This is a genomic window from Streptomyces sp. NBC_00576 (assembly GCF_036345175.1).
Classification (GTDB): domain Bacteria; phylum Actinomycetota; class Actinomycetes; order Streptomycetales; family Streptomycetaceae; genus Streptomyces.
In genome coordinates this window covers 8,206,197-8,217,852 of sequence record NZ_CP107780.1, presented here as the reverse complement: position 1 = coordinate 8,217,852, position 11,656 = coordinate 8,206,197, and the positions used below count along the sequence as shown (strand labels likewise).

Below are 11,656 nucleotides of genomic sequence, written 5' to 3'. Positions count from 1 at the left end.
GTCTGCACTTCGACACTTCGACGGGATCACCGACATCGAGGAGGCCGTCCCATGCCCGACATCGCTGCGCCGCAGAGCAGCCTCGACCCCCGCTACAGCGACAGCGCCGCCACGGCGACCGCCTGGGCCGACGCGGAGGGGATGCTCGCCGAGGCCGAGCTCTTCTGGATCTCGACGGTACGGCCCGACGGCCGCCCCCACGTCACGCCGCTGCCCGCGGTCTGGTCGGAGGGCGCTCTGCACTTCTGCACGGGCCCCGAGGAGCGCAAGGCCCTCAACCTCGCCGACAACCCGCACGTCGTGCTGACGACCGGCGCCAACACCTGGAACGAGGGCTACGACCTGGTGGTGGAGGGCGAGGCGGTTCGGGTGTCGGACGACGACCGTCTGCGTGAGCTGGCCGCGGCCTGGGAGGCCAAGTACGGCAGCTTCTGGCACTTCGAGGTGCGGAACGGGTTCTTCCACCACGGCCCCGGAGACGCCTTGGTCTTTTCGGTGGCGCCCCGCACGGTTTTCGGCTTCGGTAAGGGGGAGCCGTTCAGCCAGACGCGCTGGCGGTTCGGCTGACGCCCCCGTCAAGGGCGACGTGAAGGCGATCTGGAGGACCAGCGATGCAGTACACACTCGAAGTGATCCCGCTGCCCGTGACCGACATCGACCGGGCCCGTGACTTCTACCGCGACAAGGCCGGTTTCCACGTCGACATCGACCAGGAGGTCATGCCGGGGATGCGCATCGTCCAGCTCACGCCACCGGGCTCGGGCTGTTCGATCGCCCTCGGCGACACCATCTGGGAGACGATGGACGGCCCGACGCCCGCGCCGGGCTCGTACCAGGGCCTCCAGCTGTGCGTCGCCGACATCAAGGCGGCCCACGCCGAGCTGACCGAACGGGGCCTGGAGGTGTCGGAGCCGATGCAGTACTCGCCGGACGACGGCGCCACGTTCATGTACTTCAAGGACCCGGACGGCAACGGCTGGGCGATCCAGGAGTACCGCCAACGGGCGGCGAAGCCGCTGCACGCGCTGCTCACGGAGATGGCCCCGCGCCCGTAGCGGCGCGGGGAACTGCGCGACAAGCCCCCACCGGCCGCACGAAGGAAAGCGGCCGGTGGACCCGAAGAATCGACCCCTACAGCACCGGCAGTTACAGCACCGGCAGGTTCTTCCGCAGCTCGAAGGCCGTGACCTCGCTGCGGTACTCCTCCCACTCCTGGCGCTTGTTGCGCAGGAAGAAGTCGAACACGTGTTCGCCGAGCGTCTCGGCGACCAGTTCGCTGCGCTCCATGAGCGTGAGCGCCTCGCCCAGGTTCTGGGGAAGCGGCTCGATGCCCATCGCACGGCGCTCCGCGTCCGAGAGGGCCCAGACGTCGTCGTCGGCGCCCGGCGGGAGCTCGTAGCCCTCCTCGATGCCCTTGAGACCGGCGGCCAGCAGGACGGCGTACGCCAGGTACGGGTTCACGCCCGTGTCCAGGGAGCGGACCTCGACGCGCGCCGAGCCCGTCTTGCCGGGCTTGTACATCGGGACGCGGACCAGGGCCGAGCGGTTGTTGTGGCCCCAGCAGATGTACGAGGGGGCCTCGCCGCCGGCGCCCGCGGTGCGCTCCGAGCCGCCCCAGATGCGCTTGTAGGAGTTCACCCACTGGTTGGTGACCGCCGCGATCTCCGCCGCGTGCTTCAGCAGGCCCGCGATGAACGAACGGCCGACCTTGGAGAGCTGGTACTCCGAGCCGGACTCGTAGAACGCGTTGCGGTCGCCCTCGAAGAGGGAGAGGTGGGTGTGCATGCCGCTGCCGGGGTGCTCACTGAACGGCTTCGGCATGAACGTCGCGTGGACGCCCTGCTCCAGCGCCACCTGCTTCATGACCAGGCGGAACGTCATGATGTTGTCCGCCGTGGAGAGCGCGTCGGCGTAGCGGAGGTCGATCTCCTGCTGGCCGGGAGCGCCCTCGTGGTGGGAGAACTCGACCGAGATGCCCATGGACTCCAGCATGGTGATCGCCTGGCGGCGGAAGTCCTGGCCGACGTGGGTCGGGGTGTGGTCGAAGTAGCCGGAGTTGTCGGCCGGGGTCGGGCGGGAGCCGTCCAGCGGCTTGTCCTTCAGGAGGAAGAACTCGATCTCCGGGTGGGTGTAGAAGGTGAAGCCCAGGTCGGAGCCGCGGGTGAGGGCGCGCTTGAGGACGTAACGCGGGTCCGCGAAGGACGGCGAGCCGTCCGGCATGAGGATGTCGCAGAACATCCGGGCGGTACCGGGGGCCTCCGCACGCCACGGGAGGATCTGGAACGTCGACGGGTCCGGCTTGGCGATCATGTCGGATTCGTACACACGAGCGAATCCCTCGATCGCGGAGCCGTCGAAACCGATGCCCTCGTCGAAGGCCTGCTCGAGCTCGGCCGGGGCCACGGCCACGGACTTGAGGAAGCCCAGCACGTCCGTGAACCACAGCCGGACGAACCGGATGTCACGCTCCTCCAACGTCCGGAGCACGAACTCCTGCTGCTTGTCCATCTTCCGCTTCCCCATCCTTGCTGGTCAGGCCGACTGTCTCCCGCACCACAGAAGGCGGTCGGGCACCTGAGCATCCCACCACGACAGCATTTCATGCGCGTTGCGCACCTTGATCGTCCAGCCGACCCCGGAGTGAACGCCTCGCGTACGGCAGGTGTACCGCTCTGCCTCTCATCTTGCCTGTTCGCGGCGACATCCGTAATGGGTGATCCCTGACCGGAACCGTTGCGGGTGGCCGCGGATTACGATCAGTGGCCACGGATTACGATCAGAGACCGATCGACCGGCCAACCGACCGGTCACCGACCGCCCCTTTCCCCAGAAGGATCGATCCCATGGGTTCCGCCAAGAAGAGCGCCAAAGACAGTGGCAGCGCGGCGCGCAAGGCGCGCATAGAGGAGATGCGACGCGCCGAGCGCTCGCGTGAGCTCCGGAACCGGATCCTCACGATAGGCGTGAGTGTTGTCATAGTCGCCGGCCTGGTCGTCGGCGCGACGGTGCTCGTGAAGAAGCAGTCCGACGACAGTGACACCGCGGCGACCGACTCCAAGGGCGCGGGCAAGTTCGTCACCGGTGCTGACGGCGTGAAGACCTGGGACAAGAAGCTCACCCAGAACCACGTCACCAAGACCGTGAACTACCCGATGGAGCCCCCGGTCGGCGGTGACCACAACCAGGTCTGGATGAACTGCAACGGCGACGTCTACGCCAAGGCGCTCAACAACATGAACGCCGTGCACTCGCTGGAGCACGGGGCCGTGTGGGTGACGTACAACACCAAGGCGTCGAAGACCGACATAGACGCGCTCGCGGCCAAGGTGAAGAAGACGCCGTACACGCTGATGAGCCCCGACGACAAGCAGGCGGACCCGATCATGCTCTCCGCCTGGGGCAAGCAGCGCACGGTGGCCAGTGCCACCGACCCGAACGTGGACAAGTTCTTCGAGGAGTTCGTCCAGGGCAAGCAGACCCCCGAGCCGGGTGCCGCCTGCACGAACGGGCTGGCCCAGTGAGGCGGGCTCCCTGGATCGCCGGTGCCGCCGCCACGGCGCTCGTCGCGGCCGGCGCGATCACCTACGCGGTCGCCGACGGCGACGACTCCGGGATGCAGGCCCCCGCCGCCGACTCGGCGGACGCGGGCTTCGCCCGTGACATGGCGGTCCATCATCAGCAGGCCGTCGAGATGTCGTACATCGTGCGCGACCGGACGAGCAACGAGGAGATCCGGCGGCTCGCGTACGACATCTCGCAGACGCAGGCCAACCAGCGCGGCATGCTGCTGGGCTGGCTCGATCTGTGGGAGCTGCCGAAGGTGTCCTCGGACGCGCCCATGACCTGGATGGACATGGCGGGCATGGCCGACGGCAAGGACGGCGCGCTGATGCCGGGCATGGCGACCAACACCGAGATGACGAAGCTCGGCAAGCTGAGCGGCAAGCAGGCCGAGGTCTTCTATCTCCAGCTGATGACCAAGCACCACCAGGGCGGTATCCACATGGCGCAGGGATGTGTGGAGCGGTGCGAGGTGGGGGTGGAGAAGCGGCTCGCGCAGGGCATGGTCAACGCGCAGGAGTCGGAGATCTCCCTGATGGCGGGGATGCTGAAGGAGCGCGGCGCGAAGGCGAGTTGATAGATTTATCGACGTTTCGCCGTCGGACGTAAGCCTCAAATCGCTTGCGTATACGTTCCCTTGGGTGCTTCTTGGCACAGCCATTCCCCCTGGATTCCCCTGGCATGAACAGTTCATCGCGAGAGTGGCCAGCGGCGAGTGATCACTCGTCTTGCTCGCGTTGAACCGCATCAGGGGGTTCCATGAGATCCAACCGCGCCATCAAGCGCGCCGGTGTGAGCCTGGCAGCGACACTGCCTCTGCTCGCCGGCGCGCTGGCGCTCGGCATTCCCGCGGCCCATGCCGCGGACGCCCCGGGCCGGGACACGCTCGCCGGCACCAGGCCCGCGTGGGCCACCGCCAAGGCGGACAAGGGAGCCACGCCCGACGGTTCCAAGGTGACCGCCCGGGTCTACTTCGCCGGCCGGAATGCCGCCGGTCTGACCGCGTACGCGAAGGCCGTCTCCGACCCGGCGTCCGCCGCGTACGGCAAGTACCTCACCGCCGCGCAGGTCCAGCAGCGCTTCGGGGCCTCCCCGGCCCAGGTCGCCGCTGTCAAGGCGTGGCTGAAGGCGTCGGGCCTCACGATCACCGGCGTCACGGCCCACTACGTCACGGTCACCGGTGACGTGGCCGCCGCCGAGAAGGCCTTCAGCACGCAGCTGCACAATTACGCCAAGGGCAAGAAGACGTACCGGGCGCCCGCGAAGGCCGCCTCCGCGCCGGACAGCCTGAACGGTGCCGTCCTGACCGTCACGGGTCTGGACAACGCCCCGCACCACGCGACCCACGACGACACGTTGCCCGCGCCGGAGACGGTGTTCCGCAACTCGGGTCCGTTCTCGACGTACTACGGCTCGAACACCGCCGCCTCGCTGCCCACGGCGTACGGCGCTCAGATCCCGTACGCCATCGAGGGCTACTCGGGCAAGCAGCTGCGGGCCGCATACGGCGCGGGCAGCTGGACAGGCAAGAAGGTGCGCGTCGCCATCACCGACGCCTACGCCTCGCCGTACATCGCCGCCGACGCCGCCACCTACGCGGCCAAGCACGGCGACGCCGCCTACCGGGCCGGCCAGCTGAAGCAGGTCCTGCCCGCGAAGTACACGAACACCGAGGACTGCTCCGCTGCCGGCTGGTACGGCGAGGAGACCCTCGACGTCGAGGCCGTGCACGCGGTCGCGCCGGGCGCCGACATCACGTACGTCGGCTCCGCGTCCTGCATGGACGACGACCTGCTCGACTCGCTCAGCAAGGTCGTCGACAAGCACCTTGCCGACATCGTCTCCAACTCGTGGGGCGACATCGAGGCCAACCAGACGCCGGACCTGGCCGCCGCCTACGACCAGGTGTTCAAGCTCGGCGCGGTCCAGGGCATCGGCTTCTACTTCTCCTCCGGCGACAACGGCGACGAGGTCGTCAACACCGGCCAGAAGCAGGTCGACACCCCGGCCAACTCGGCGTGGGTGACGGCGGTCGGCGGTACCTCGCTGGCGGTCGGCCGGGGCGACAAGTACCAGTGGGAGACCGGCTGGGGCACCGAGAAGGCCGCGCTGTCGGCCGACGGCAAGAGCTGGACGAACTTCCCGGGCGCCTACACCTCGGGCGCGGGCGGCGGCACCAGCGCGACCGTCGCGGAGCCCTTCTACCAGAAGGGCATCGTGCCCAACTCGCTGGCCAAGGCCAACAGCGAGAAGGGCAACCGGGTCGTCCCGGACATCGCGGCGATCGCCGACCCGAACACCGGCTTCAAGGTCGGCCAGACCCAGACCCTGCCGGAGGGCGGCACCGCGTACAGCGAGTACCGCATCGGCGGTACGTCCCTGGCGGCACCGGTGATCGCGGCCGTACAGGCCCTCGCGCAGGAGGCCCGCGGCGGCGCGCCGATCGGCTTCGCCAACCCGGCGATCTACGCGAGGTACGCCTCGCACGCGAAGGTCTACCACGACGTGACCGACAACCCCACGGGGTACGGACTCGCCGTGGCACGCCTGGACTTCGCCAACGGATACGACGCTGCGGACGGGATCCTCACCTCCGTCCGCAGCCTCGGCAAGGACAGCTCGCTGAAGGCCGTACGCGGCTATGACGACGTGACCGGCGTGGGTTCGCCCGCGCAGGGTTACGTGGAGTCGTACCGCCGCTGAGGCGGCAGCACGGCAACATGCCCGAAGCCCGTCCCCGGAGTGTTCATCGTCCGGGGACGGGCGCTTTTCGGGTACCTCGCTCGATCATGAGGAAGATCACGAAACCCGCGACGAACAGGAGCACGCCGCCGACCAGGAACGGTATGGGGGTGTACTCCTCGGTGCACGTCTGGCCGCCCGACGACGAACGGCAGACATCCCCCGGGCCGCCCCGGTTCAGGTACGCGATGTAGAAGAGTGGCAGCGCCAGACCCGTGAGACCTCCGACAACGGCGTTCCGTGGCCCCTTCCACAGCAGGAGCCCCGCGGCCGCGGCGGCCAGGACAAGGAAGACCAGCCCCACCGACAGGATGGCGGCGAGCCCGACGGCCACGCACGCTCCCACCGCGAACCACGCAAGGAACCAACCCCAGCCCGTCCCGCGGCCTTCACTGTCCACATGTGCCCTGTTGTGCGCCATATCTCTCATTGAAGACGCAGCCATGATGGTGCGGCAATGCACTTCAAGATCCCATTGCCCCACCATCATGGAGAGATGACCCCAAGCCTCTTGCCGCGGGCCCGGCCTGGGTCAGGTGACCGGTAGAACGGGGATGGACTCCCCAGTCCCGGCGTGGGGCGGCCCACACTCCTCCACCACCCCATCGCGTCGCATTGACGATTACACTTGGCGGCGTGCCTCAACTACGCCTCGCCCTGAACCAGATCGACTCGCGCGTCGGCGACATCGCCCAGAACGCGGACTCGATCCTCCGCTGGACCCGGCACTCCGCCGAGCAGGGAGCGCATCTCGTGGCGTTCCCGGAGATGGTGCTGACCGGGTACCCCGTCGAGGACCTCGCACTGCGCTCCTCCTTCGTGGAGGCGTCCCGCGCGGCCCTGCGTTCCCTCGCCGCGCGCCTCGCCGAGGAGGGCTTCGGCGAGCTGCCGGTGGTCGTCGGCTACCTCGACCGGTCCGAGAGCGACCTGCCGAAGTTCGGCCGCCCGGCCGGCTCCCCGCGCAACGCGGGTGCGGTGCTGCACCGCGGCGAAGTGATCCTCACCTACGCCAAGCACCACCTCCCCAACTACGGCGTCTTCGACGAGTTCCGCTACTTCGTGCCGGGCGACACCATGCCCGTACTGCGCGTGCACGGCGTCGACGTGGCGCTCGCGATCTGCGAGGACCTCTGGCAGGACGGCGGCCGGGTCCCGGCAGCGCGCTCCGCGAAGGCGGGCCTCCTGCTCTCGATCAACGCCTCGCCGTACGAGCGCGACAAGGACGACACCCGTCTGGAACTGGTCCGCAAGCGCGCCCAGGAGGCGGGCTGCACGACCGCCTACCTGGCGATGGTCGGCGGCCAGGACGAGCTGGTCTTCGACGGCGACTCGATCGTGGTCGACAAGGACGGCGAGGTGATCTCACGGGCGCCGCAGTTCACGGAGGGCTGTGTGGTCCTGGACCTGGACCTGCCGGCAGCCCTGCCCGACGCTCCGGAGGGGGTGGTGGACGACGGCCTGCGTATCGATCGTGTCGTGCTGTCCGAGGACCCGCTGCCGGCGTACGAGCCCGAGCTGACCGGCGGGTACGCGGAGCGCCTGGACGACGACGAGGAGATGTACTCGGCGCTGGTGGTGGGCCTGCGCGCGTACGTGACGAAGAACGGCTTCAGATCGGTCCTGATCGGCCTCTCGGGCGGCATCGACTCGGCACTGGTCGCTGCGCTCGCGTGCGACGCGGTGGGCGCGGAGAACGTGTACGGCGTGGCGATGCCGTCGAAGTACTCGTCCGACCACTCGATCGGCGACGCGGAAGAGCTGGCTCGACGGACGGGGCTGAACCTCCGTACGGTGCCGATCGCGCCGATGTTCGACGCGTACATGGGCTCGCTGGGCCTGACGGGCCTGGCGGAGGAGAACCTCCAGTCGCGGCTGCGGGGCACGATGCTGATGGCCATCTCCAACGAGGAGGGGCACATCGTGCTGGCGCCGGGCAACAAGAGCGAACTGGCGGTGGGTTACTCGACGTTGTACGGGGACTCGGTGGGCGCGTACGGCCCGATCAAGGACGTGTACAAGACGTCGATCTTCCGGCTGGCGGAGTGGCGCAACCGCGCGGCTGCGGAGCGGGGCCAGACTCCGCCGATCCCGGAGAACTCGATCACGAAGCCGCCGAGTGCGGAGTTGAGGCCGGGGCAGATCGACACGGATTCCCTGCCTGACTATCCGGTGCTGGACGCGATTCTCGAGCTGTACGTGGACCGGGACTCGGGCGCCGATGCGATTGTGGCGGCCGGGTACGACGCCGAGTTGGTGACTCGGGTGCTGCGGATGGTCGACACGGCCGAGTACAAGCGGCGGCAGTATCCGCCGGGCACGAAGATCTCGGCCAAGGGCTTCGGGAAGGACCGACGGCTGCCCATCACCAACGGGTGGCGCGAGTCCGCCTGAGTTGAGGGCTGCGGGCTGAGGTCTGCGGGCTGCGGGCTGCGGGCTGCGGCGAAGGGGCGGGGCAGGTGTTGGCGGGGATCCGCCGTCGACACCCGCCCCGCCCCTTCCGCTGTTACCGGTTCGGAATTTCGAGCAATTCATTCGGTTCGGCATTTCGATCACGCAATGTTCGGCATTTCGACCGAATTCCTACCCACCCTATTTCTCCACAAGAACTTGACGACCTATTGGCCGACACTTGACGACTTGTTAGCGCTCGCATTCGACTCACGCCGGAAATATTGACGCAACTTCACCCCGAAGCCATACTGGCGGCCACCTGACCTCCAGGTACTCTTCCCGGTCGTTCGAAGTCCCGCACAACACCCTTCCCTTGAGCGTAAAAATTGTTAGCGCTCACATTCTGTCCACGACGAAATTCGCCCCGCCGCACATGCACACAGGAACGGAGATCAACGATGATTTCTCTTTCAGGTCGCCAACGTCTGAGAGGAATACTCCTCTCGGCCGGCGCGATCATCGCGGTGGTCGCCGGCCTCCTGGTCGGCACCGCCGGCCCCTCGCAGGCCGCCACATCGCTCCCCTGCGACATCTACGCCGCGGCCGGCACACCCTGCGTCGCCGCGCACAGCACCACTCGCGCGCTCTACTCCGCGTACAACGGCTCCCTCTACCAGGTCAAGCGAGCCTCGGACTCCGCGACGACCAACATAGGCACCCTCGCCGCGGGCGGCTACGCCAACGCCGCAGCGCAGGACACCTTCTGTGCGGGCACGACGTGCATCATCACGGAGATCTACGACCAGAGCCCCCGGCACAACCACCTCACGATCGAGGGCCCCGGCGGCAACGGCGGCCAGGACGTCGGCGCCATCGCCAACGCGCTGCCGGTGACGGTCGGCGGACACGCGGCCTACGGCGTCTTCGTGTCGGCCGGCGTCGGCTACCGCGACAACACGACGACGGGCGTCGCCACCGGTAGCGCCCCCGAGGGCACCTACATGGTGACCAGCGGCCACCACGTGAACAACCGGTGCTGCTTCGACTACGGCAACGCCGAGACGTCCGGCAACGACACCGGCAACGGCCACATGGACGCGCTCAACTTCGGTACGGAGTGCTGGTTCTCGTGTTCCGGCGCCGGATCGGGCCCCTGGGTCGAGGCCGACCTGGAGAACGGGCTCTTCTTCGGAGCGAACGGGTCCCACCCGAGCAACACCGGCAACAGCAGTGAGTTCGTCACGGCCCTGCTCAAGAACAACGGCACAACGACCTATGCCATCAAGGGCGGCAACGCGCAATCAGGGTCATTGACCACCTGGTACGACGGAGCCCTGCCCAACCTGGGCGGATACACCCCGATGCAGAAGGAGGGCGCCATCGTCCTCGGCACCGGCGGTGACAACAGCAACGGCTCCGACGGCTCCTTCTTCGAGGGCGTCATGACCGCCGGCTATCCGACCGACGCCGCCGACAACGCCGTACAGGCCAACATCACCTCCGTCGGCTACAGCACCCCGGCCGCCACCTTCCCCGTCGCCGGCACCGCCTACCGGCTGACCAACACCAACTCGGGCAAGGTCCTGGACGCGGTGAACTGCGGTACTGCCAACGGGACCACCGTCGACCTCTGGGCCTCGCTCGGCAACACCTGCCAGCAGTGGAAGTTCGCCGGCGCGGGCAACGGCCACTACACCATCAGCAACGTCAACAGCGGCAAAGTCCTGGACGACAAGGACTGCAAGCAGTCCAACGGCACGGCCGTCCAGCTGTGGGCCTCGCTCGGCAACCGCTGCCAGCAGTGGGACGTCACACGCGTCGGCAGCCACTACACCATCAGCAACGTCAACACCGGTATGACGCTGGACGTCACGAACTGCGCAACGGCCAACGGCACCCTGGTCCGGCAGTGGCAGCAGCTCGACAACACCTGCCAGCAGTGGGACATCGCCCCCTAGGCGGCAGTCAGCACGACCCCGATGGCCTGCCGGACGGCCCGCACCTCCGGCAGGCCATCGGTCTTCCGCCTGCCCGGAGCGGCGGTCACGCCTGCACCGCTCCTGCCTCCGCCGGAAAGCCCCTCGCTGTCCACTCCTCCGAGACCATCCTAAAGGTCTGCACGTCTGGTCGGCCGTGTGGGTGTGGTCAGCAATGACCGGCTGCGGTCGCGGTGGTTGCTGTACTTCGCTGCTGTACAACAGGTGGGCGGCGGACGCCACTCCTCGTCTACCGCAGCCCTCGACTGGCGCCTGGGATGCCAGGCGGCGTTTGCACATCAGCGCTTACCTGGCCGCCCAGGGTCATCACGTTGAGGGTCGCAGAGTTCTCGTAGGCAATCGCGCTCTCCACACGAGCGACCAAGGTCGTGAATGCTTCGCTCTCCGAGAGATCCGAGTAGGGGCCAACCTTGGTTTTGAAGTAAATCCGCTCATGTCCCAGGAGCTGCTCCGTGGACCTGTAGTTCTTCCACTGTTCGCGGTAGCGGTACACGCTCTCCAAAGAAACGGAACCGACGACGATCAAGCTCAGCACCGTGGCGGTGAGTTTCGCGAATGAAACGTCGAGGTTGACTAACACAGGGACCAAAGCTCCCCCGACAACGGATACCGTCCTCATCCGGAGATGCATGGCCTTCGTCTTGACAGCCTTCCTGTCGTACCACTTCTGGTATTGAGACAGCCTGCCCTCCACGTAATCCTGCGCCGCGGCTACAGGCCGGGAGACAGCGGGGTGAGCTTCCAACGACTGACCATCATCCGTCCCTGACATGCGTGCAAGTACATCGGTGGTGGAATGGCGCAGTCAACACGGCAGTTCAGCCCTGGAGCACCAGTTTGGAAGATCGCCTATGCGGACCCGGCCTGACCCTGGCGAGACGCTGACCTGTGGGTTCTCGGACTGTTCGCCGAGACTCCCCGCTGTTCCCCGTTGGCCGCTTCCTCATCGGGCACGCAGGGGGCAC

At 67.5% G+C, this 11,656-nt stretch carries 10 protein-coding genes; 7 read left to right on the top strand and 3 right to left on the bottom strand.

The features are described from left to right. Nucleotides 1-51 precede the first annotated feature (51 nt). Together OG734_RS35735 and OG734_RS35730 are read left to right on the top strand one after the other, a co-directional pair. Nucleotides 52-567 carry a pyridoxamine 5'-phosphate oxidase family protein gene (locus OG734_RS35735; protein ID WP_330291556.1) on the top strand — a complete coding sequence of 172 codons (516 nt, stop codon included), beginning with the start codon at nucleotides 52-54 and terminating at the stop codon, nucleotides 565-567. A 44-nt stretch (nucleotides 568-611) separates the two neighbouring features. After that, the gene (locus OG734_RS35730; protein ID WP_330291555.1) at nucleotides 612-1,055 is read left to right on the top strand and encodes a VOC family protein; all 444 of its coding nucleotides are present in this window, start codon (nucleotides 612-614) and stop codon (nucleotides 1,053-1,055) included. 91 nt (nucleotides 1,056-1,146) lie between these two features. Here the strand turns inward: OG734_RS35730 and OG734_RS35725 are convergent, their stop codons facing one another. Continuing rightward, nucleotides 1,147-2,508 carry a glutamine synthetase family protein gene (locus tag OG734_RS35725; protein ID WP_330291554.1) on the bottom strand — a complete coding sequence of 454 codons (1,362 nt, stop codon included), beginning with the start codon at nucleotides 2,506-2,508 and terminating at the stop codon, nucleotides 1,147-1,149. 335 nt (nucleotides 2,509-2,843) lie between these two features. Between OG734_RS35725 and OG734_RS35720 the strand changes: the two genes are divergently transcribed. The 3 genes from OG734_RS35720 to OG734_RS35710 all read left to right on the top strand — a co-directional run bounded on the left by OG734_RS35720 (nucleotide 2,844) and on the right by OG734_RS35710 (nucleotide 6,264). Then, on the top strand, nucleotides 2,844-3,521 hold the full coding sequence (locus OG734_RS35720) for a DUF3105 domain-containing protein (protein WP_330291553.1): 678 nt from the start codon (nucleotides 2,844-2,846) through the stop codon (nucleotides 3,519-3,521). Next, the gene (locus OG734_RS35715) at nucleotides 3,518-4,138 is read left to right on the top strand and encodes a DUF305 domain-containing protein (protein WP_330291552.1); all 621 of its coding nucleotides are present in this window, start codon (nucleotides 3,518-3,520) and stop codon (nucleotides 4,136-4,138) included. Before OG734_RS35720 ends, OG734_RS35715 begins: the two co-directional genes overlap by 4 nt. 182 nt (nucleotides 4,139-4,320) lie before the next feature. Then, a complete protein-coding gene (locus OG734_RS35710) occupies nucleotides 4,321-6,264 on the top strand; it encodes a S53 family peptidase (RefSeq protein ID WP_330291551.1) in 1,944 nt (647 codons plus the stop codon). Nucleotides 6,265-6,307: 43 nt separating this feature from the next. On the opposite strand, the gene OG734_RS35705 is transcribed toward OG734_RS35710, so the two are convergent. Beyond that, nucleotides 6,308-6,637, bottom strand: a complete 330-nt coding sequence (locus tag OG734_RS35705) for a hypothetical protein (RefSeq protein ID WP_330291550.1) — start codon at nucleotides 6,635-6,637, stop codon at nucleotides 6,308-6,310. Between the two features lie 302 nt (nucleotides 6,638-6,939). Between OG734_RS35705 and OG734_RS35700 the strand changes: the two genes are divergently transcribed. After that, nucleotides 6,940-8,694, top strand: a complete 1,755-nt coding sequence (locus OG734_RS35700) for an NAD+ synthase (protein ID WP_330291549.1) — start codon at nucleotides 6,940-6,942, stop codon at nucleotides 8,692-8,694. A 458-nt stretch (nucleotides 8,695-9,152) separates the two neighbouring features. After that, on the top strand, nucleotides 9,153-10,652 hold the full coding sequence (locus OG734_RS35695; protein WP_330291548.1) for an arabinofuranosidase catalytic domain-containing protein: 1,500 nt from the start codon (nucleotides 9,153-9,155) through the stop codon (nucleotides 10,650-10,652). A 268-nt stretch (nucleotides 10,653-10,920) separates the two neighbouring features. Here the strand turns inward: OG734_RS35695 and OG734_RS35690 are convergent, their stop codons facing one another. Further along, a complete protein-coding gene (locus OG734_RS35690; protein ID WP_330291547.1) occupies nucleotides 10,921-11,463 on the bottom strand; it encodes a DUF4231 domain-containing protein in 543 nt (180 codons plus the stop codon). Between the last annotated feature and the right edge of the window lie 193 nt (nucleotides 11,464-11,656).